Genomic DNA, 21,184 nt, shown 5'->3' with positions numbered 1-21,184 from the left:
GGCTTATAAAAACCAGGCTCGGTAAGTCTTACCTTTAAGGCGGCCTTTGGTAATTTTGTTCAACGCTTTTTTAGAAGCGTCACGTTTAACGGCTACAAACGAACGGATATCAGTGACCTTAATTTTACCAATATCAGCACCATCAATACCGTTTTCACCGGTTAAGCCACCCACAATGTCACCAGGACGGATTTTGTGCTTTTTACCCGCATCAATTTGGATGGTGATCATTTCAGCTTCTTGCGGCTGCTTGTTAAGCACATTCATTGACGGTAAGGTTTCACCATCAATTTCTTTGCCAATCAGCTCTTCAATTTCAACCATTCTGTGGCCATCTGCATGACTAAAGAAAGTGTACGCAGCGCCTTTACTACCTGCACGACCTGTACGACCAATACGGTGAATATGCACTTCTGTATCGTAAGCAATGTGATAGTTAAATACCGCTTCTAAATCTTCGATATCTAAACCACGAGAAGCCACATCGGTAGCCACTAATACGCGGGCACTCTTGTTAGCAAAACGCAGTAACATTTGATCGCGATCGCGCTGCTCTAAGTCGCCATGTAAAGCCAATACACTAAAACCTTGCTCAGCTAGAGTGTCAGCCACTTTTTGGGTTTCACGTTTGGTATTACAAAAAACCACTGCGCTTTCAGGTTGCTTTTCAAGGAGCAATAATTGCAATGCCTCTAAGCGAGCCTGATTGTCTTCTGTATGGTAGAAATGCTGCTCAATTGTGTGGTTGTCGTGAGTCGCCTCAACTTTAACCATCAAAGGCTTATACATAATCTGTTCAACAACTTGTTGAATTTGCTCAGGGAAAGTCGCACTGAACAATAATGTCTGACGCTCATGAGGGGTTTCAGCAATGATTTGATCAATATGATCTTGGAAGCCCATTTCTAACATGCGATCGGCTTCATCTAACACCAACATATTGACATTACTCAGATCTAAACGATTACGATCAAGATGATCAACAATACGTCCAGGTGTACCGACAATAATGTGCGCACCATGTTCAAGCGAACCGATTTGCGGCCCCATTGGAACACCGCCACATAAGGTCAGCACCTTAATGTTATGAATACCACGGGCTAAAGTACGAATATCTTTAGCCACTTGATCGGCTAATTCGCGTGTTGGACACAGCACCATGGTTTGAATGCGAAAACGTTTCACATCAAGTTTGTTTAATAGACCTAAACCAAATGCAGCCGTTTTACCTGAGCCGGTTTTTCCTTGGCCAATCACGTCATCACCCGCAAGAATAGCTGGTAAGCTTTCAGCTTGGATTTGAGTCATAGACTCGTATCCCATGGTTTTAAGATTATCAAACAAACCTGGTTTAAGATTAAGTGATGCGAAAGCCGTATTAGCGGCCTGTTCAGTAGACTGACTCAAGGTGAATATCCTCTGATATCAAAGCAAAATGGGATAATAGAAACAACTCGGCCAAGGATAAAATACCTTGGCCAAATGTTTGAATGTCTATTGTAGCAATTTTATCCGTTAATCGCTGACATTTATTCGCATAAAACGGATTGAGATCACCCTAGGGCCTGCTGTTCTTTATTGGTTAATTTTTGTTCGAAATAAAAGCGTTTTAATCGAGGCGGATGAGTTGATGCCTAGTCATCTAAGCCCCTTTTATTGGCAAAGATGCATCCAACAAAGAGTAAAACGCTTTTAGTCGAACCCTTTGGGCAGCGTTTGTTGGTCATTTTTACTGCGTTATCGACTTTTTATGTAGAATAACTACACTACAAAGTCTCTGCCTTGTATAAATGGCCAACAACTCGCTGCAAAAACAACCTTAAAAGATCAACAGGCCCTATACAATTTCCCCAAAACGTCCTTGCTGATAATCATCAATGGCCTGATTTATCTCTGCTTGGCTATTCATCACAAATGGCCCCATATGTACGATTTTCTCATTAATCGGGCAGCCTGCTAGTAATAAAATGCCAGTGTCTTGATTCCCGGCTTTGATATGGGTATTGAGTTCTGGCTCAATAACTAATAGCTGGCCTTCTGTCGCTTTTACCTGCATTCCACTGGTATCGACGTACTCAAGCTCGCCTTGATAAATGAAAACGCTAACACTTTGATGTGCCGACAAATCAAGTTGTGCTTGGCCATTTTCATTTAGCATTAAATCCGCAATTGCACCATTACCCGCCAAACCTTGAATGCTGGCCGCTATGATTTGAGGGCTATCGGCAAACTGCCAGTCGCCTGCCAGTGCTTTAAGGTTAGCGCAGCTATCATTGCATACAACCGGATTAGGTGTGTCTGTTGTGTCTTGATAAATCGCAGGACGCATTTTGTCTTTGGCTGGCATGTTAAGCCAAATCTGAAACCCATGAAGGCCTTCATTAGCGTCGGCAAGGGGCATTTCAGAATGCACTACGCCACTTCCTGTGCTCATCCATTGCACATCACCTGCACGAATAGCTTTAACATTACCGAGTTGATCTCGATGTTCAAAACCGCCTTTACGGATATACGTAAAGGTTTCAATACCTCGGTGCGGATGTGGTGGAAAGCCACCAATAAAGTCTTGCTGATCGTTTGACTTGATCTCATCAATCATTAAATAAGGATCAAAACGGGTATTCATAAAATCCGCTACCCGTTTAATGTTCACTCCATCGCCATCCATCGCTGGACGAGCGGTAAATTTGCTTAATACTTTCATGATAAAGCGCTCAGTTAACCTTTAATGAGATCACTTTATCAAGCATATAGTCGAATGAATATTGCATTAAAGCGTAGCTATCTTTCGATTTTATACTTGTATTAGATTATATAAAAATAGCTATTTCAGTGATAAGAATAATTAAAATCAAAGGCGTGGCGGTTTTGTTGCTTATAGCGAGTAACGATATAACAGTGTCGATTTTAATCTCACCACATGAAATTAATCTTCACGGAAGCCTTACAGCTTATTAAACTCTTCTAACCATTCAATAAAAGCGTTTGAGACTTTCTCAACCGTCCCCAAAGCCTGGTTATAAAACCACACAGGTGCATCTTTTTGACTCGCGGCGCAGTCAGTTTGCTTAAAACAAAACATGTTGCCCTTACAGTCAGAAGCAAACAGAATATGGCCTTTCGGCATACCGCTCATTTCATATAAGTTTGATAATAAACTCACATCATCAAGACTTAAAAAGTCCTGAACTTCAGATATATCAACACCTAAATCACAAATCTTAGTTAACACATTGGGTGTATGCACTAAACCATAAGTGGCAATTAAATACTTATATGAGTCAGGTAAAACAGCATTTAGTCTTGATTCTAGTGCGTCGATATCATCACTTTTAATCGGTACCATGGCATGTTTACTGCCCCAGTTTTTGACAAAGAGATCAATGCTATTCATTTTAGAGATTCCAATATAATTTAAGGCGTAAACGAGAAAGGATTATACACTGGCTCTGATGATTAAAGCGCTTAATACTGAAGGGTTATGGGAAAAGCGATTTGAGTGTTAGAGGAATATTGAAACAAGCTCATGCCATTGAATCATAGCATGAGCTAAAAATGCTGATTATTCAGAGCACTCTTTATTACGGCACTCTTTATTACAGCACTTTTGTTTAAGGTACTCTTGTTTACGGCACTCTTGCTTAATGCACTATTTTTTACAACACACTTGTTTACGGCATAGTTTAACATTACGCCAATGCGCGTAAGCAACAATAAATGCGCCAGCTAACGTCAGTAGTTTCTCACCAACTTCACCAACAATGTCATGTCCATAAACCGAAGATGCAACCAAAGTCAGCAGGCCAACAATAGCAAACATCAATACTTTAGTATCACGGTGGCGTTGACAGCCCATTAACACCGCTATCGTACTGGTAGGCAGCACCAACCACACCATCACCTCATGATATAAATGATCGTTTAATGGCAATGCTGATAACGAAGGTAACAAGGCAAGTAATATTGGGGTTGCAATACAATGTAAGGCGCAAAGACTTGATAACCCGATAGCCAGCTTATCCATTAGCGATTGCATATTCTTTGTCATGTGAAATCCTTTTATCTCTATGTCGTGAGCGCCAATTATTGATTTAGCATAAGCTAAATTGGAGTGGTATTTAACACTAATTTAACTGAATAAGAAACAGTAACAAGACTTAATTTACTCAGTAAGCTCGTTAATTGGTTTCACGATTTAATCGAGTTGAAACTATCCATTGAATAGGCATAAAAAAGAGCGCCGAAGCGCCCTTAAAAAATCGATTAAACATTATTTTTATCGTTTAACTACGAAGCCCGATACCACGGGAAATTAAGTAGTAAGCGACAAACCATAACGAGGCACAAAAGCCGACCATGATTGCAATCGATAACGGTACGCTGATATCAGCAAAGCCTAAAAAGCCGTAACGGAATACATTAATCATATACACCACAGGATTTAGCGCCGATACACCTTGCCAAAAATCAGGCAGTAACGATAACGAGTAAAACACCCCACCTAAATAAGTTAACGGCGTTAAAATGAAGGTCGGAATAATGCTAATGTCATCAAAGCTTTTAGCAAATACCGCATTAATTAACCCGCCTAATGCAAACAGCACTGAGGTTAAAAACACCGTCATAATCACTAAGCCAACATGGTGTAGTGATAAGTTCACAAAAAACATCGCCACCAGCGTGACAATCAAGCCAACAGCCAATCCACGGGCAACACCGCCACCGACGTAACCAGCAATCATCACATAGTGTGGTACAGGCGCGACCATCAATTCTTCAATGCTGCCATGCATTTTTGCACTGAAAAATGATGAGGCTACATTTGAATAGGAGTTAGTGATCACCGACATCATAATAAGACCCGGGGCAATAAACTCCATATAAGACACGCCGCCCATTTCACCGATTCGATTACCAATTAAGTTACCGAAAATCAAAAAATACAAGGTCATGGTAATGGCTGGTGGAACTAGAGTTTGCACCCAGATACGGGTAAAACGATTAATTTCTTTAGTCAGAATACTTTTAAAGGCAACCCAATAAAGTTGATTCATTATTTTGCCTCCTTGGCTTTTTCAACTAACTCAACAAACAACTCTTCAAGACGGTTAGCTTTGTTACGCATTGATAATACTTCAATATCTTGTTTACTTAGCTGAGCAAATAACTCATTTAAGTTTTGTGCTTTGGCCACATCCACTTCTAATGTGTGACCATCGACCAAGCGGCTATTCATGTTTTCCAACACAGGTGCAGCTTTAATATCTTGGCGTAAATCAAGAATAAAGGTTTCTACATCAAGCTTACTGAGTAACGTTTTCATGCTGGTGCATTCCACCAACAAGCCTTTATCAATAATACCGATATTACGGCACAGCATTTCTGCTTCTTCAAGGTAATGGGTGGTGAGAATAATGGTCACACCTTGGTTATTAATATCTTTTAAAAATTGCCACATTGAGCGGCGAAGTTCGATATCTACCCCAGCTGTAGGCTCATCTAAAATTAATAGCTTTGGTTCATGCATCAGTGCACGAGCAATCATTAAACGGCGTTTCATGCCGCCAGATAATGCTCTAGCTTGGCTGTCGCGTTTTTCCCACAAATCTAATTGGCTCAGATATTTTTTGGCGCGCTCTAGGGCAAGGTTTCTAGTCACCCCATAGTAACCCGCTTGGTTAACTACAATTTGCAGCACGGTTTCAAACTGGTTGAAATTAAACTCTTGCGGCACTAAACCGATGCACATTTTGGCTCGTTCTAGGTTGTTATCGATGTCATATTCAAACACCTTCACGCTACCAGAAGACTTTTGCACTAATGAACTAATCACCCCGATGGTCGTCGACTTACCGGCACCATTGGGCCCTAACAAAGCAAAAAAATCACCTTGTTCAACGGTTAAGCTAACTCCTTTAACAGCGTGAACGCCGCCTTTATAAGTTTTTTGCAGGTTTTCGATCACCAAAGCATTGGTGTTGTTGCTCATTGTCATTCCTCTGATCCATAAATTGCGAATTACACGTTTACATGACTTGCTATCAATAGCCTATTGTAAACAAGGTATTGTAAATGACGCAGCGTATACGTAAAAGACGCAAAACTTTATGACGCCCAAAACAAAACTCCCGCCTATAGCGGGAGTTTACATTCAAAAGGTGACATTAATCTAATGGCACAACTTTCGCGATGTAAGGCAAGTTACGATACTGCTCAGCGTAGTCGATACCATAACCTACGATAAATTCGTCAGGAATGGTAAAACCGATAAAGTCGACAGGTACGTCTACTTCACGGCGCTCAGGCTTATCCAGTAAAGTACACAGCGCTAAGCTTTTTGGCTCACGCAGTAATAGCATTTCACGTACTTTATTTAAGGTATTGCCTGAATCAATTAAATCTTCAACGATCAATACGTCACGATCGATGATCTCAGATGATACATCTTTTAAGATCTTCACATCGCGTGTGCTTGTCATTGCATTGCCATAGCTTGAAACTGACATAAAGTCGATTTCAACATGGCCCTTAATACGGCGACATAGGTCAGCCATAAAAACCACAGACCCTTTCAATAAGCCGACCATTAACAAACGCTCGCTGTCTGCGTAATGGGCATTAATCCTTTCAGCTAATATATCCAGTTTTTCGTTGATTTCTTCTGCAGAAATCATCACTTCGGTTGTGTGTTTCATATTACTCTCAATTGTCGTGATTTTCGGGCGTAACTTAAGTTAAATTGCGGTGTCGTCGCGAGACTTTTGTGCAGCATAACCCCAGCGATTTGTCAGCCCATGTTCAATACCCAAATGATCTAGAATTCGGGAAACCATGAAGTTTACCAGATCTTCTATCGATTGGGGATGGTGATAAAAGCCTGGCGCTGCAGGCATGATGGTCGCGCCGTTACGTGTCAGGCTTAACATATGTTCTAAGTGTATGGCGCTAAAGGGAGTTTCTCTTGGTACTAAGATTAATTGACCCCGCTCTTTTATTACCACATCTGCGGCTCTTTCTAACAAATTATTGCTCATTCCTGTTGCAACGGCTGCTAAAGTGCCTGTTGAGCAGGGACAAATCACCATTTGCTTTGGCGCAGCGCTGCCTGATGCGGGCGGCGAAAACCACTCATCTTTGCCCAATACCACCAGCTCACCAACTTCTGAACCAGTCATATTAAAATGGCTCAGCAATTGTTCGCGGGCTTTTTCAGCATTGGCACTGAGCTGCAAACCTTCTTCAGTGGCAAGTACCACGCGCGCGGCGCTCGATATCATCAAAAACACTTGATATTCGGCCATTAGTAAACTGTATAGCAGCTTTAACCCATAAGGTGCGCCAGAAGCGCCAGTCCATGCAAGGCTGATCGCTTTATCTGTTTTTTTGTACTGTGTTGTATTACTCATAAACTCTCTAACGGCTAACGTTGTCGTTAGCCCTGTATACGTTTCATCACTGAAATAAAGGCAATAAAAGCTTCAATCGATGACAATTATTTTAAAGCAGCAATCAGTTTCTGATGAATACCATTAAAACCGCCATTACTCATGATAACGATCGTATCACCTTCACAAGCTGTTGCCGTCACTAAAGCAATTATGTCATTAATATCTGTCGATACTGTCACAGGAATACTGGCATTAGCCATATTGGTTTCAATATCCCAACCGATATTGTCAGCTTGGTACAAAAAGGCACAATCCGCCAATGACATAGATTCAGCAAGAGTATCTTTGTGAACGCCGCTTTTCATGGTATTTGAGCGCGGCTCAAGCACCACAATCAATTTACCTGAAGCCTTTTCGCCTGCACCCACTTTGGCACGTAAACCTTGTAGTGTCGTTTCAATAGCCGTTGGGTGATGGGCAAAATCATCATAAACAGCAATGCCATTAACCGTATCAAGTAACTCTAAACGGCGCTTAGGCGGGGAAAATTTGGTTAATGCTTCAATGGCATGATGAGGGGCTACGCCCACATGACGAGCCGCAGCTATAGCCATCACTGCATTTTCGATATTATGCTGACCGATAAGGCCCCAGTTTAAAATGCCTTGAGACTCACCATCAAACATCACTTCAAATTCATGTCCATCTGCAGCGATCGTATTGGCATACCAACCTTGAGCCGCATGCTGGCCTTTGGTTGGCGAGGCATAAAACTGCTCTTGCTCACTCCAGCAACCAAGTTCAATGACTTCTTTAACCGCATCGACCTCAGCAGGCCAAATCACTTTGCCCTCGCCAGGAACAGTACGAATAACATGATTAAATTGACGTTGTATCGCGGCGAGATCGCTGAAGATATCGGCATGATCAAACTCGAGATTATTAATCACTAACGTGCGCGGACGGTAATGGACAAACTTAGAACGTTTATCGAAAAAGGCACTGTCATATTCATCGGCTTCAACCACGAAAAAAGGCGAGTTACCTAATCTTGCTGATACTCCAAAATTTTGTGGCACGCCGCCAATCAAAAAACCAGGCTCGTAACCACAATACTCCAGTACCCACGCCAACATACTTGAAGTCGACGTTTTTCCATGGGTGCCAGAAACCGCAAGTACCCAACGCTCTGGCAAAATATACTCAGATAAGAATTGCGGTCCAGAAGTGTATTTAAGACCACGATTAAGCACGGCCTCAACACAAGGATTACCACGGCTCATAGCATTGCCAATCACAACCAAGTCAGGTTGATTTTCACCCTCTTTACCTAACTGCACAGGATCAAAACCTTGAATAAGCTCAATGCCTTGCTCTTCTAGCTGAGTGCTCATTGGTGGGTAAACATTGGCATCACTACCAGTCACTTTGTGTCCCATCGCACGGGCTAATAATGCGAGGCCGCCCATAAAAGTGCCACAGATCCCAAGAATATGTACGTGCATGCAATTGCTCTGTCTGAATAAAGAATGGCTTATTCTAAAGCATTGCGACTGAGATTGTCAGCTCACAATAACAAGCTTTAATGTTTAGCCATCACTAACGCACAACTTAGTACGAACTATGTAATCGTTGCCAACAACGCCCTACGGTATTGTCCTTAATACCTGAACATCAAGATTGTTAGTTATCCTGCATAATCAATTCTAGCTGGTCATGTTTCTTTATTGATAAAAAAGCCGTAATAATGGCTTAGCCGGTTTTCAACAAGGACTTAATATGAATAACCTCATCAGCAATAAGACCAACCAGTGGATATCACCTTTTAAACGCTCAGCAAGCCTGTTGGCATGTATGAGTATCACTGCACTGGTCAGTCACAGTAGTGTTGCCGATGAACAGGATATTCGTTTTAATCAACTTGGTTTTGGAGTGAATGCAGCAAAAACTGCCGTGGTCAGTAATACAGCGTCTGAGAATTTTAGTCTCATTGAACAAACGTCAGGTAAAACAGTTTATCAAGGCAAACTCAGCGCCGCTAAAGCGTGGACACCCTCAGCAGAAACCGTAAAACTCGCTCAATTTGATGATTTTACTCAAGCGGGGGAATACCAGCTACAAGTTGACTCCCTTGCAACCTCCCACCCTTTTTCAATCTCTGAATCTCGCTATAATCAGCCATTAAAAACAGCCATGCGTGCTTACTTTTATAATCGCAGTGGCGCTGTAATCCAACAAGAGTATGCTGGTATATATGCCCGCCCTGCGGCGCACCCAGATACCATTGTGTATATTCATAAATCTGCAGTGTCAAAAACTAGGCCCGAAGGCACAGTGATTTCATCGCCAAAAGGCTGGTACGATGCTGGCGATTACAACAAGTATATCGTTAATTCTAATATCACGGTTTATACCTTACTCAGTGCACTTGCTGAACAAACTGACGCCCTATCGAACCTCTCGCTTAATATTCCAGAATCAAGCAATAACTTGCCCGACACCCTTGATGAAATCCTGTGGAATATGGATTGGATGCTCACAATGCAAGATCCCGCTGATGGCGGTTTGTACCACAAGCTCACCACCAAACGTTTTACCGGCGAAGATGAAATGCCGCACATGATGGACCAGCCCCGTTATATCATCGCTAAATCTACCGCTGCCACTTTAGGTTTTGCAGCGACGATGGCTAAAGCGAGCCAAATATTGGCTCAATACGATGCAAACTTGCCAGTAACCTCCTTTGATAACACTAACTACAGCAAGCAATTACTTCGCGCGGCCAAATATGCATGGCAATGGGCGATTAAAAATCCCGACATTCATTATCAACAACCCGATGATATTCACACCGGTGCTTACGCGACAGCAGGAGACAACCTTAAAGATGAATGGTTATGGGCTGCTGCTGAGTTATTTGCAGCCACTGGCGAAGATGAATATCTCAATACAATTGAGTTACCCAAACAACTACGAATTCCTGAATGGGATAAAGTCGAAACCTTAGCCTTAATCACCATAGCAACGACTGACAAGTCACCCCCAAAATTAAAGCAGCAAGCCCAGTCACAATTATTGAAGTTGACCGATAGCTGGACAAAGGTGGGCGAAGACTCAGCTTACGGCCTTGCGATTAGTGAGCAAGATTTTGTCTGGGGCAGTAACTCCAACATGCTTAATAAAGCAGTGACTTTACATCGCGTTAGTCAGTTATTATCCACCACAGAACAACAAGACAGTTTATATACCAAACATGCAGAGGCCATTGTCGATTACATTTTTGGCCGTAACCCTTTAGGAATGTCTTTCGTGACAGGTGTAGGGTTAATGTCACCGATGAATGTTCATCACCGAGCCTCTATGGCTGATGGCATTAAAGCGCCAATCCCAGGATTCTTAGCTGGCGGACCTCAACCAGGTCAACAAGATGCCGAATACTGTAAAAAACAAGGCGGAATTTACCCGTCGAAACATCCTGCTAAGTCATATATTGACCATGGTTGCAGCTATGCCAGTAATGAAGTGGCGATTAACTGGAATGCGCCACTGGTGTATATGCTTGCTGCGCTTTCTCAGTAAAATGAACTTAAGCAACTTAAACAACTGAAGCAACTGAAGCTAAGATCCATATTGTTAACGTGCCCGTTAGCTTCGTTTGCTAGGTGTGAAAGGTGCTAGAAAAGGATAAAGAATAATCCAATACTGAGTACGGTGGTCAATAAAGTATTACCAGTGAAATACGCAAGTAACGTGGCCACCACACCACAAACTAAGTAGGTATTATCAAACGTTAAGTTCAACTGGCCTTCGGGCACAAATACAATCGGCGCTAAAATGGCGGTTAATACTGCTGGCGCCGAATAACTCAGAAAGGTCAGCGTTTTATCGCTGAGTTTTAGAGGCAATTTAGGCTCTAACAGTAAATAGCGGCTAATAAAGACCACCGCAGCCATAGATAAAATAATCAACCAAGTCATGACTGCTCTCCAGTTGAGTTAACATTAGCTTTTTCATCTTTATGTTCATTAGTCAGTTTGGCATAAGCAAAGCCTGCACCCATCCCAGATAGTGAAGCAATTAATAACCCTGCTTGAATCTCAAATACTGCACATATCACAGCCAAGGTTAATGACACCAAGACACAAATCAGAATCGAAGGCTTTTTAACGGTAGGAACCACTAAAGCAATGAACGTTGCCGCTATTGCAAAATCTAACCCTAGTTCACCTAAGTTATCAATGGATTGACCAGCAATAATGCCCAGTAAGGTGGCAATATTCCAACCAATATAAAACGTCAAACCACCACCTAGTGCGTACCAACGGTCAAACTTGTGTCGTTGGCTTTCAGGCGATTGCTTTTCGGTTTTTAAGCCCTCTTGTTTCTCTTTTTGGGGATTAAGGCTGTCGGGTTTTGATCGCGCAGGGGCCTGACTATGATTTGAAATCGCGAATAGCTCATCGGTAAGTAGAAAGCCAAGTCCCAAACGCCATTTTAGCGGTAATGGGCTAATCTGAGTGCGCAATGCCATGGCATAGAGTAAATGCCGTGAAGTAATTAATAGAGTGGTAATTAAAATACTGCCTAAGCCCACACCCGCTTTAATCATTCCAAGTGCAACTAACTGCGCACTACCGGCAAAAATAATCGCCGACATTGCTTGGCTTTGAGTTGCTGTTAAGCCGATTTCTAATGCTAAAGAACCCGCTAAAATCCCCCATGGGATCACTGCAATGGTTAAAGGCAACACCGCCAATAGTCCCTTGATAAAGGATTGGCGTTTTTGTTTAGCCTCCCGATTATCGAGCATATCATTCGCGGCATTAGTATCATCAACATTAGTATCAGGCATAGTTTCGGTACTTCCTTGTTAAAAACACTTTTCATATTTTGACTGCGACACATATACGGGACAATAAAGTAAGGTCGCTAACAAACGTCGAAAACCATTGAAAATTAGCATACCTGAATAAACAGTTTGAGGAGAAGTAAAGCGTGAAAAATAGAATAATCTGCGTTGACCGTTAAGCTAATAGCAGTAAAGAATTAGCGACTATTATCCTGTTATACAATATTCAGCCATAAAAAAGACTTCCAAATGGAAGCCTTTTTATTTAATGATTCATTTAACAAGTCGATTGGCTAGCTCAATTAAGCGAGCTAAATCCCGCTGCATTAAACTTTCTTGGCCAGCATCTCAGTCAACTTATCTATCTTATCATTGAGTAATTTTATATCTTCAGCCGTTGCGGTTTGCTCATCTGGCGAGTCATTTTCATCCGCTTGCTCTTCACGCATGATTTTAGTTTCTTCGCCCATCACATCTAATACGGCGCCAACCATCATGTTCAGGAAAACAAAAGTGGTTAAAAAGATAAAGGTTAGATAGTAAATCCAGCTTAATGGATACACTTCCATGGTTTCGTACATGATGGATGTCCAAGACTCAAACGTAGAAATACGAAACAAAGTCAACATTGCGATTGAGACATCACCCCATAAAAAATCATTTACATGAGCAAAGAACATGCTGCCTACTGCGCCGTAAATATAGAAAATCACGAACATTAATAGCGCTATATAACCCATGCGCGGAATGGCTTTTAGTAGCGCATTAATCAGCATTCGCAGCTCTGGTACCATAGAGACCAACCGCAAAACTCTGAATATACGCAGTAAGCGCGCCAGTAATATCGTTGAGCCGCCTAACGGCACTAAACTACCAATAACAATGATGGTATCGAAGATATTCCAGCCTTTCGAAAAGAAGGATTTGATGCCATCACTGGCCATAAAACGGATAATCAGCTCAAATAAAAAGAAGGCCGTTATGGCAATATCAAGTACCCATAAGCTTTGATCAAGCCAAGGCGGTAAATGATAGGTATGCGCACCAATCGACAAAGCCGACACGATAATGACAAAAATAACAAAGCCCTGAAAGGTTTTACTTTGATCAACTTTTTTTAAAACAGATAGCACACCCGTAGCTTGCATGATGACGTTTTTTCTCCCAGATAACCCCTCAACTTTTGAGGATCGCAGAGCCTACTTAACCAAACTTAAAATAGGCTTAAAAATCACGGTTTTTACGGTTAAGTTTTATCCACCTGTAATCCCTATAGAACACACTAATTCCAAAAAAACCAATAGCTCCTATTTGTGTATAACAACTAAAATTACCAGTATTCTAATTTAAATCAGCCCGTTATAACTTTGCATTAACAATATATCAAGTATATGATCTTGTTAATATTAGTAAGCTCAATATATGCACAGCACACAAAATGTTATTAATGAAATGGAGTTCAACTTGAAAATTATTATATCGTTATTGTTTATATTCGCTTTACAAGGTTGTAAGTCGACTAAAATACCTGAATATGAACCTAGTACAAATACCAATTCGGCAGAGTTAAAAGTGAGCGCAGGACTTTCTGGGCTATTTCTACATGGGAAAGTGACTCAGCTAGAAATTTTTGATGGGTGCTATAAGAAAAACTATAATTCAGAAAATGTAATCGGCCATGTCATTACCGAGCATAAAGATAAAACACCTGATATTTTATTGATTCCTGCTGGAAATAAGCTGTATTTTCAATTCGGTACAACAGAACCTAGTTGGAATTGTCATACCCACTTCAGCTTTACTCCTTTGCTTGATGAAAAGTACGAAATACACTATGGAATGGCATTTGCTGGCTGCGAAGTGAAAGTATCCAACAGGGGTAATATAGTTAGAGATGTAGAATTTTTAACTGCGGAGCCCGGTTATAGTAAAGAATGGCGTAAATGCACTGAAGAAATATGACCAACTAATCTATATGTAACAAGAATTTTGTAATTACGTCCTTCCCCCCATACTAAAAAGCCCCAGAGTTATAAACTTAGGGGCTTTTATTAGCAGTTGATAATCATAACTGGGCAAATTGCCGTATCAAGTTGTGATAAACGTGATGCAACTTATCTAGCTCGGTGCGATCGGTATTACCCGCTGCAATTAATGCTTGGATAGACTGATCGAGCTGATATAAGTTTTGCCTTAAGCCTGAATCTGCCACCATACTTTGCATCCAAGTGATCGCAGCTACACGTTCGCCGCGGGTCACGGCAGTCACTTTATGCAAACTACTTGATGGATACACCACAGCATATCCGGCAGGTAACTTAATAGATTGCTCGCCAAATTCAGTGGCAATAATGAGCTCGCCACCGTCATACTCTTCCGGCTCAGACAAAAATACCGTCATCGACACATCACTACGAAGCACCACCTGAGTATTAGGTACTCGCATCACTGCAGCATCAACATGAAAACCGTACTCTTCTGATTCAGAGTAACGATTAAAGCAAGGCGGGAAAATCTGATGTGGCAGTGCAGCAGAAACCACTTTTGGCGTAGCGCCAATTTTAGTGAGTAACTGATTAGCTAAATGTTGCACATCAGGATCGCTAGCCAGTGCTTGGCGGTTGCTTTTCACATCAGCCGCCATACCCATGGCTGTATTGCGGCCATCATCCCAATTTACTGTTTGCAGTTGCTTTCGATATAAAGCCACTTCTTGTTTCGACAGTATTTGCTCAATCACAATCATAACGACATTAAACTCTGTTATTAAAATTCATAAGTAGCTGATAGTTTAGCATTTCTTGCATCACCTAAATACATAAATGAGCCAGAACGGTATGCCGCTGTAAAGTACTCTTCATCAAGTACGTTACCCACATTTAAACGGAAAGTCAGCGCCTCCGTTGCATTGTAATTAGCAAATAAGTCAACCACTTGATAGTCAGGCACTACGATACTGTAACGGCCATTTTCGGCATCATAACCTGCTGCTGTATCAGGTTGTCCGCCGTACATTTCGCTTTGGTAGGTGTAACCTGCACCAATCACGAATGCATCATTAATTTGATAACGTAGCTGCAGGTAAGCACTTTCATCAGCAAAGTTACTTAATGCAAGACCCACGTTTTCTTCGGTAAATGACTCCAGCACTTCTGAGTCCATAATTGCGGCAGAGAACTGAACACTAAATGCTTCAGTGATGTTACCAACCATACCGAATTCAACACCTTGCACGCGGTTTTTACCGGTATTTAATGTTCCTAGCGTCGAGTAACTATCACCTACACTTTCCATTACATCACTTTTAGTGATTTGGAATACCGATGCTGAAAACATAACTTTGTCTTCAAATAGCATCCATTTAGTGCCTAGTTCAATGTTTTCTACTAATTCAGGATCTGCTGCACGGGCTTGTTCAACATCACCACACACGCCACCATAGCCACAACTTGCGCCTAAATCAGACTCGCCACCATTAATATTGGTTGCCGTGCTGTAATTGGCGTAAATATTACCTTCATCTGTAATGCTGTACACTAAGCCGATATGACCGTTATACATAGTGTCATCGTACTCATAGAGTATGTCGCCATTACGTGTACTTGATGTATCGTTTTGATAATCAAAACTATCCTGTCTTACACCAAAGAAGAGTTCTACATCCTCAGTTAGCGCAACAGTATCCATAAAGTAGGCCGAAACGGTTTCGATTTGGTACTCAGCATCGTTAATGCCTTTACTATATGTACGCCCCATTAACTTATCGATGTTATCTACAGTATTGCCGTCGCCATCAAGAATACAGTATGCGCCAGCATCACCACGGCGGCCTGCCGTTATACAGTTAGTTTCATTGGCGTATGCGATGTCGTAAATGCCGTTATCAACTTGCTGATCGGTATACTCAAGTCCAAATACAAATTTGTTTTCCATACCCAAGATTTGAGTATTCCAAAACAGATTGAACTGAGTGCTAATGTAGTCAACTTCTTGATTGCCTTGGTGCGTACTTAGCGTCAACGTATCTGCACCTGGTGCTTCAAGGTCAGTTTCGCTCCTTGTCGTACCGCGCACACCCGTGGTGATATAACCATTTTCGGTTTTACCAACTCGAGTCGCGTTATAAAATGTCAGGTTATCATTGATGTCATATTCAGTACGTAGAGTAAATGTCATTACCTCTGAATCTAAAAAGTCAGATTCTTGGGCATAAACAGGAATATCTGCAATAGGTTCACGTGTTGTTTGATTAAAATAGCTGCCTAAATCAGCCACATCTTTGGCATCTAAATAGTAACCATCAGCGGTAAAAGATAAGTCATTGCTTGGTTCAAAAACTGCCGATAATTGCACACCATTACGCTCGCGGCTAATGCCCTCACGCCCAGGCTTATCTTCATCAGACAATAAGCCATTAAATCTCACGCCAACTGTATCTGAAATAGCGTGGTTATAATCCACAGTTAAGCGGCGGTGTTCATCAGTGCCTAAACCTAAATCAACGCGGCCTAAGTTATACGATGTTGACGCTTTTTTAGTGACGCTGTTAATCGCACCACCAGAAGAACCACGACCAGCAAATGTTGAGCTAGGGCCTTTGGTGATTTCAACAACTTCTGTGGCAAAACTTTCACGCGTCGTCATACCTGGGTCACGCAGGCCATCAACAAACACATCACTGCGCGCTTCATGACCACGAATAATATAACGATCGCCAAAGGCATTACCGTTTTCACCCGTGCCTAATGTAATACCAGCCTGGGCAGATAAAATATCTTTTAAATCGGTCTTACCTGACTCTTGGATCTGATCTTGTGTCAGTACGGTAATCACCTGCGGAGTATCAACTAAATCTGCCACTCGGCGTAAATCACCAGATGATTCAGAAAGATAAATCGAGCTCTTAACGCCATGAACCTTAATCCGTTCAATCGCCTCAGCTGATTGATTTTTATCACACTCAACACCACTGACTTCTGGGTTACAGCTTTGCTGATTCACTTCTTCAGCTGATGCGACTGGGCTACCAAACACTAGTGCGGCAGCAACGGCTTGTGCGCCTAATGATAAGTTTTTACTCTGTACAGGTTTCATCTTATGAACTGTCCTTTGTTAACAACGTCCTAAAAATTAGGCGCATCCTAACAAAGAATTAACGTTAATGTAAATCGTTATCATTTAGATTTACATTAATAATTAAGCTCATTTTAAATTAGTGAACCATTAAGTGAAGATTCAAAATAATAAACAGGGATATAAAGAGCCTAAATAATTATAAATACTAGGCTTTTATTTCATAGTAATGACTGGGTTTAACAATAAGGGAGGGAGGATTAAAAATACGAATTACACTTGGTAAATCTCTAACGGCAAATCATCAGGGTCACTAAAAAATGTAAACTTTTTACCTGTGTACTCGTCCACTCTAACAGGCTCAACATCAATACTGTGACTGACTAAATACTTAACTACCGCATCAATATCATTAACCTTAAACGCCAAATGGCGTAAGCCTTGCGCTTCAGGATAGCTAGGTCTTTGCGGTGCATTAGGGAGTGAAAACAACTCTATTTGACTGCCATCAGGTAAGGTTAAATCGAGCTTATAGGAGTCTCTTTCTTCACGGTAATTTTCGGCAATGACGTTGAAACCTAAAATCTCAGTGTAAAAATGCTTGGACTTAACATAGTCATTGCAAATAATCGCCACATGATGAATTCCGTTAAACATATCGCTCCTGTTTAAATACTTGATAAAAACAAACCCTGATAGATCACTCTATCAGGGTTTGCGGTAGACCTCACTATTGAGGAGTCACTGCTGAGAACTCACAGCTGAATGAGATTCAAACAGTTTTAACCCAACTAATGACTAAACGCCCACTTCAGCGCCATCGTCTTTACGAATAATCACAGTGGCCGCGCGCGGACGCACTGTGGTGCCATCTGGCGTTTCTTCAGTTGCAACAGCGCTATAAGGCCAGTTACGTGGATGCTGAATGTTTGCAAACACTGTGGTGTAATCAGGCGTAATCGCAAAACCTGTTACTTCACAACCATTTGGACCAACAAAGAAGCGCTTTAATTCCGCTTGGTTATCTGCACTGACGACCTGTTGTTGACCATTGTCGTCTGTCATCGGTGAAGGGACGATCGCTAGCATTTGATCGTTAGTGTATTCTTCAACTTCATCAGCGCCATTATCGGTTTGCACCCATAAAATACCGCGCTTATCAAATGCTAAACCGTCAGGACTCGCAAACTGATTCATATCAGTTAGGCCTGAGCGGTTAGTCTCTTCATCGCCATCAGCAGGTGAACCAAATACAAAGATATCCCATGTAAATTCAGTAGCATTGCTGCCTTCATCCCAACGGATAATATGACCAAAGCTGTTATTTAAACGTGGGTTAGCAGGGTTAGTGCTATCAACACGCTTAGTGTTATTGGTTAGGGTTAAGTAAACAGTCCCAGTGAATGGATCAACACTTGCCCATTCAGGGCGATCCATTGGCGTTGCGCCCACTAAATCAGCTGCACCTGCTGTATTGAGAATGATTGAAGCTACTGAATCAAAGCTGTCTGCTAGCGTGTTTCCATCGGTAGTCACACTGTCTAGGGTTAGTGCTAACCATTCTCCCACGCCATCTTCACTGAACTTGGCAACATATAATGTGCCGTCATTCATGTACTTATCACCAGTAATGATGCGATTAGCTGAGTTAGCATCAGCTTCTGTCCACAGCGCGGTAGACTCGTATTTATAAAGGTATTCAAAGCGAGAATCATGACCTGAATAAAATACTACAGGCTTACCTTCTTCAAGCTTACCAAAGGTACAACCTTCATGGCGGAAACGACCCAGTGCTGTACGTTTTACAGCACGTGAATTTGGGTTGTAAGGGTCAATTTCAACAATGTAACCATGGCCATTGGCTTCGTTACGGTAATCATTAGCCGCACTTGTACCTGAGCGCGTGACATCAAAACGAGCAAATTCATCTAAGCGTTCATCATCGTTACCAGCTAGGTGATCCCAGCCATAACGAGTGCCAGATGTTGATAGACCGATACGCTGCTGCTCTTCGGTTAGCTCACCTCGGTTAACAAAGTAACCAGGCCAGTTTTCTTCACATGTTAAGTAAGTGCCCCAAGGCGTGTAACCATTACCACAATTGTTCAGTGTGCCACGCGCTTGGCTACCATCTGGAGAGTAACGCGTTTCAAGATAGGAGCTATAGGCTAAAGGACCGGCGATATCCATGACTGTTGCGCCCGTAAAGCGACGGTTATGATCGTCATTTTTAACCGTTTCCCACATACCATTGTTAAGTTTGATACGAACAACAGAAATACCATGGGCATTGATTTCTTTACGAATTTCATCAAGCACGGTGCGATTACCATCAGCATCTACCGTTGGACCCATTGGATGTAATGCGGCTTGGTCAATATATTCGTGGTTCACACATAATAAGCCGTCATCACCCGCTTCAGTTAATGGGAAAAAATGCATGCCATCATGATGCATCCCCATAGAATTAGCCTGATCTTCAGCAGTATTAGAACCGTCCTCTTTAAACGCATTAGCTTTATCGTTTAACGGCTCCCCCCAAGGCGCAAGTACATAAGCCGAGTAACCAGCAGCAACAGTTACCGCATCAGTTTTAGAACCAGCAATAGATTCAAAGCCTAGAGTAGCCTGACTCACATTCGGTGTATCTGGCGTTGAAGGTGTGCCATCGACAGGGTTTGAGTCATTATCAGAACTAGAACTACAACCTGCGATACCGAAACCACTGAAAGCCGTCATAGCACTTAATCCAAGACCACTTTTTACAAAGTTACGTCTTGAAAGATGTTTATCTAATACTTCGTTAAACGGTGTATTGTTGCTTTTATTAAAACGAGTTGGATCAAATGTAGCCTTGCTCATAAATTATCCTTGGGATCAAAAGTTGCCAAACATTGTTGTAATTTTTCGATAAAGATAAGAATTAAATATGACAAGCCGATGTGATGGAGATGACAAACAAATGTGACAAAAATGACAACAGGAAACAGATGAACAACAACTGAATCCTACAAGATACACTTAAAGCAATGATTTTTTTTATAAAAATAACGGCAATAAATGAGCTTATTGCCGAGAGAATGAAACTAAGTTGCGTTGACAAATACCTTTTTTAGCGTTGCTTTTTGGCAGATTTTGCCAGTGCTTTTTGGCGCGCTTGCTGCTTCAGTGAGCCTTTTTTAGTTTTACGCGTCACAGGCGCGACTTGGCTTAAATCAGGCTCAAAACCGCTATACCATTGCTGTGGTAATCGCCTGTCTAAAAAGGCTTCAAGCTTTATTAATTGTGGCTCATCATCAACACTTAATAAGGTAATCGCTTGGCCTTCTTTGCCCGCCCTGCCCGTGCGGCCAATACGATGAATATAGTCTTCATTTTGAAATGGCAGCTCAACATTAACCACATAATGCAATTCATTAATATCTAAGCCTCTGGCCGCGACATCGGTAGCCACCAACGCTTTAACTTCACCCGATTTAAATTGCTCAAGCACGGTTTCACGCACCGCTTGCGATAAGTCAGCATGAAATGCCGCCGCATTAACGCCCGCTTGCACCATTTGTTTTGCAAGCTTATCCGCACCTTGTTTAGTACGGCTGAACACTAATGCCTGTTGCCAATCTTCTTTTTTAATAAGGTGGCATAACAAAGGCAGCTTATTACTAGCATCGACGTTATAGACTCGCTCCACAATTTTGGCTGCCGTTGTATTGCGCTCACTCGCTTCAATCACATGGGGTGATTGCAGTAATCGCTTACTAAATTTAAAAATGCGATCATCCAATGTGGCTGAAAAAAGACATGTTTGGCGAGTTTTCGGTAAGCGTTTCAAGATGTCGATGATTTCATCTCTAAAGCCCATGTCTAACATGCG

Annotated in this window: 19 protein-coding genes; 2 read left to right on the top strand and 17 right to left on the bottom strand. The window is 41.8% G+C overall.

Translation table 11 applies throughout. The features are described 5' to 3' along the window. Window positions 1-3: 3 nt before the first annotated feature. From dbpA to mpl, 9 genes are all read right to left on the bottom strand, one after another. On the bottom strand, window positions 4-1,407 hold the full coding sequence (gene dbpA / locus BCU84_RS02205) for an ATP-dependent RNA helicase DbpA (RefSeq protein ID WP_102526473.1): 1,404 nt from the start codon (window positions 1,405-1,407) through the stop codon (window positions 4-6). 430 nt (window positions 1,408-1,837) lie between these two features. Beyond that, complete coding sequence (locus BCU84_RS02200; RefSeq protein ID WP_102526472.1) at window positions 1,838-2,704, bottom strand: pirin family protein; 867 nt, start codon at window positions 2,702-2,704, stop codon at window positions 1,838-1,840. Between the two features lie 240 nt (window positions 2,705-2,944). Continuing rightward, entirely contained in the window at window positions 2,945-3,394 is a 450-nt protein-coding gene (locus tag BCU84_RS02195) for an SMI1/KNR4 family protein (protein ID WP_102526471.1), read from the bottom strand. A gap of 255 nt (window positions 3,395-3,649) precedes the next feature. Beyond that, on the bottom strand, window positions 3,650-4,048 hold the full coding sequence (locus BCU84_RS02190) for a MerC domain-containing protein (RefSeq protein WP_102526470.1): 399 nt from the start codon (window positions 4,046-4,048) through the stop codon (window positions 3,650-3,652). A gap of 235 nt (window positions 4,049-4,283) precedes the next feature. Continuing rightward, complete coding sequence (locus BCU84_RS02185; protein ID WP_102526469.1) at window positions 4,284-5,054, bottom strand: ABC transporter permease; 771 nt, start codon at window positions 5,052-5,054, stop codon at window positions 4,284-4,286. Next, on the bottom strand, window positions 5,054-5,989 hold the full coding sequence (locus tag BCU84_RS02180; RefSeq protein WP_102526468.1) for an ABC transporter ATP-binding protein: 936 nt from the start codon (window positions 5,987-5,989) through the stop codon (window positions 5,054-5,056). Before BCU84_RS02180 ends, BCU84_RS02185 begins: the two co-directional genes overlap by 1 nt. A gap of 175 nt (window positions 5,990-6,164) precedes the next feature. Further along, a complete protein-coding gene (hpt, locus tag BCU84_RS02175) occupies window positions 6,165-6,695 on the bottom strand; it encodes a hypoxanthine phosphoribosyltransferase (protein ID WP_102526467.1) in 531 nt (176 codons plus the stop codon). Window positions 6,696-6,734: 39 nt separating this feature from the next. Beyond that, the gene (locus BCU84_RS02170; RefSeq protein WP_102526466.1) at window positions 6,735-7,406 is read right to left on the bottom strand and encodes a flavin prenyltransferase UbiX; all 672 of its coding nucleotides are present in this window, start codon (window positions 7,404-7,406) and stop codon (window positions 6,735-6,737) included. Window positions 7,407-7,492: 86 nt separating this feature from the next. Further along, the gene (gene mpl / locus BCU84_RS02165; protein ID WP_102526465.1) at window positions 7,493-8,893 is read right to left on the bottom strand and encodes a UDP-N-acetylmuramate:L-alanyl-gamma-D-glutamyl-meso-diaminopimelate ligase; all 1,401 of its coding nucleotides are present in this window, start codon (window positions 8,891-8,893) and stop codon (window positions 7,493-7,495) included. 274 nt (window positions 8,894-9,167) lie between these two features. Here mpl and BCU84_RS02160 point away from each other — a divergent pair, with 274 nt between their 5' ends. Continuing rightward, complete coding sequence (locus BCU84_RS02160) at window positions 9,168-10,967, top strand: glycoside hydrolase family 9 protein (RefSeq protein WP_102526464.1); 1,800 nt, start codon at window positions 9,168-9,170, stop codon at window positions 10,965-10,967. 95 nt (window positions 10,968-11,062) lie between these two features. Here the strand turns inward: BCU84_RS02160 and BCU84_RS02155 are convergent, their stop codons facing one another. The 3 genes from BCU84_RS02155 to BCU84_RS02145 all read right to left on the bottom strand — a co-directional run bounded on the left by BCU84_RS02155 (window position 11,063) and on the right by BCU84_RS02145 (window position 13,385). After that, window positions 11,063-11,365 (bottom strand): AzlD domain-containing protein, encoded by a 303-nt coding sequence (locus BCU84_RS02155; protein WP_102526463.1) that lies wholly within the window; start codon window positions 11,363-11,365, stop codon window positions 11,063-11,065. After that, window positions 11,362-12,198 carry an AzlC family ABC transporter permease gene (locus BCU84_RS02150; RefSeq protein ID WP_102526481.1) on the bottom strand — a complete coding sequence of 279 codons (837 nt, stop codon included), beginning with the start codon at window positions 12,196-12,198 and terminating at the stop codon, window positions 11,362-11,364. The genes BCU84_RS02155 and BCU84_RS02150 overlap by 4 nt, the downstream gene beginning before the upstream one ends. A gap of 365 nt (window positions 12,199-12,563) precedes the next feature. After that, the gene (locus BCU84_RS02145; RefSeq protein ID WP_102526462.1) at window positions 12,564-13,385 is read right to left on the bottom strand and encodes an ion transporter; all 822 of its coding nucleotides are present in this window, start codon (window positions 13,383-13,385) and stop codon (window positions 12,564-12,566) included. 316 nt (window positions 13,386-13,701) lie between these two features. On the opposite strand from BCU84_RS02145, the gene BCU84_RS02140 reads away from it, so the two are divergent. After that, window positions 13,702-14,199, top strand: a complete 498-nt coding sequence (locus BCU84_RS02140; protein WP_133146610.1) for a hypothetical protein — start codon at window positions 13,702-13,704, stop codon at window positions 14,197-14,199. Between the two features lie 103 nt (window positions 14,200-14,302). Here the strand turns inward: BCU84_RS02140 and BCU84_RS02135 are convergent, their stop codons facing one another. The 5 genes from BCU84_RS02135 to BCU84_RS02115 form a co-directional block, all read right to left on the bottom strand. Beyond that, on the bottom strand, window positions 14,303-14,983 hold the full coding sequence (locus BCU84_RS02135) for a Fe2+-dependent dioxygenase (protein WP_102526460.1): 681 nt from the start codon (window positions 14,981-14,983) through the stop codon (window positions 14,303-14,305). A gap of 20 nt (window positions 14,984-15,003) precedes the next feature. Then, window positions 15,004-17,331 (bottom strand): TonB-dependent receptor, encoded by a 2,328-nt coding sequence (locus BCU84_RS02130; RefSeq protein ID WP_102526459.1) that lies wholly within the window; start codon window positions 17,329-17,331, stop codon window positions 15,004-15,006. Between the two features lie 252 nt (window positions 17,332-17,583). Continuing rightward, a complete protein-coding gene (locus BCU84_RS02125; RefSeq protein WP_102526458.1) occupies window positions 17,584-17,967 on the bottom strand; it encodes a VOC family protein in 384 nt (127 codons plus the stop codon). A gap of 141 nt (window positions 17,968-18,108) precedes the next feature. Next, window positions 18,109-20,172: a PhoX family phosphatase gene (locus tag BCU84_RS02120; RefSeq protein ID WP_102526457.1), complete on the bottom strand. Its 2,064-nt coding sequence runs from the start codon at window positions 20,170-20,172 to the stop codon at window positions 18,109-18,111. Window positions 20,173-20,422: 250 nt separating this feature from the next. Next, on the bottom strand, window positions 20,423-21,184 hold a 762-nt coding region (locus tag BCU84_RS02115; RefSeq protein ID WP_277868753.1), incomplete at its 5' end, for a helicase-related protein.

Source organism: Shewanella sp. 10N.286.51.B7, from assembly GCF_002873615.1.
Lineage (GTDB): Bacteria > Pseudomonadota > Gammaproteobacteria > Enterobacterales > Shewanellaceae > Shewanella > Shewanella electrodiphila.
The sequence above is the reverse complement of the archived record's forward strand: the minus strand, read 5'-3'. Positions and strand labels throughout refer to the sequence as shown.

Coding starts and splice junctions, on each gene's coding strand:
- BCU84_RS02190 (WP_102526470.1), bottom strand. CDS start 4,048: ATGACAAAGAATATGCAATCGCTAATGGATAAGCTGGCTATCGGGTTA.
- BCU84_RS02125 (WP_102526458.1), bottom strand. CDS start 17,967: ATGTTTAACGGAATTCATCATGTGGCGATTATTTGCAATGACTATGTT.
- BCU84_RS02180 (WP_102526468.1), bottom strand. CDS start 5,989: ATGAGCAACAACACCAATGCTTTGGTGATCGAAAACCTGCAAAAAACT.
- BCU84_RS02150 (WP_102526481.1), bottom strand. CDS start 12,198: ATGCTCGATAATCGGGAGGCTAAACAAAAACGCCAATCCTTTATCAAG.
- BCU84_RS02145 (WP_102526462.1), bottom strand. CDS start 13,385: ATGCAAGCTACGGGTGTGCTATCTGTTTTAAAAAAAGTTGATCAAAGT.
- BCU84_RS02185 (WP_102526469.1), bottom strand. CDS start 5,054: ATGAATCAACTTTATTGGGTTGCCTTTAAAAGTATTCTGACTAAAGAA.
- BCU84_RS02135 (WP_102526460.1), bottom strand. CDS start 14,983: ATGATTGTGATTGAGCAAATACTGTCGAAACAAGAAGTGGCTTTATAT.
- mpl (WP_102526465.1), bottom strand. CDS start 8,893: ATGCACGTACATATTCTTGGGATCTGTGGCACTTTTATGGGCGGCCTC.
- BCU84_RS02160 (WP_102526464.1), top strand. CDS start 9,168: ATGAATAACCTCATCAGCAATAAGACCAACCAGTGGATATCACCTTTT.
- hpt (WP_102526467.1), bottom strand. CDS start 6,695: ATGAAACACACAACCGAAGTGATGATTTCTGCAGAAGAAATCAACGAA.
- BCU84_RS02155 (WP_102526463.1), bottom strand. CDS start 11,365: ATGACTTGGTTGATTATTTTATCTATGGCTGCGGTGGTCTTTATTAGC.
- BCU84_RS02195 (WP_102526471.1), bottom strand. CDS start 3,394: ATGAATAGCATTGATCTCTTTGTCAAAAACTGGGGCAGTAAACATGCC.
- BCU84_RS02170 (WP_102526466.1), bottom strand. CDS start 7,406: ATGAGTAATACAACACAGTACAAAAAAACAGATAAAGCGATCAGCCTT.
- BCU84_RS02200 (WP_102526472.1), bottom strand. CDS start 2,704: ATGAAAGTATTAAGCAAATTTACCGCTCGTCCAGCGATGGATGGCGAT.
- BCU84_RS02120 (WP_102526457.1), bottom strand. CDS start 20,172: ATGAGCAAGGCTACATTTGATCCAACTCGTTTTAATAAAAGCAACAAT.
- BCU84_RS02130 (WP_102526459.1), bottom strand. CDS start 17,331: ATGAAACCTGTACAGAGTAAAAACTTATCATTAGGCGCACAAGCCGTT.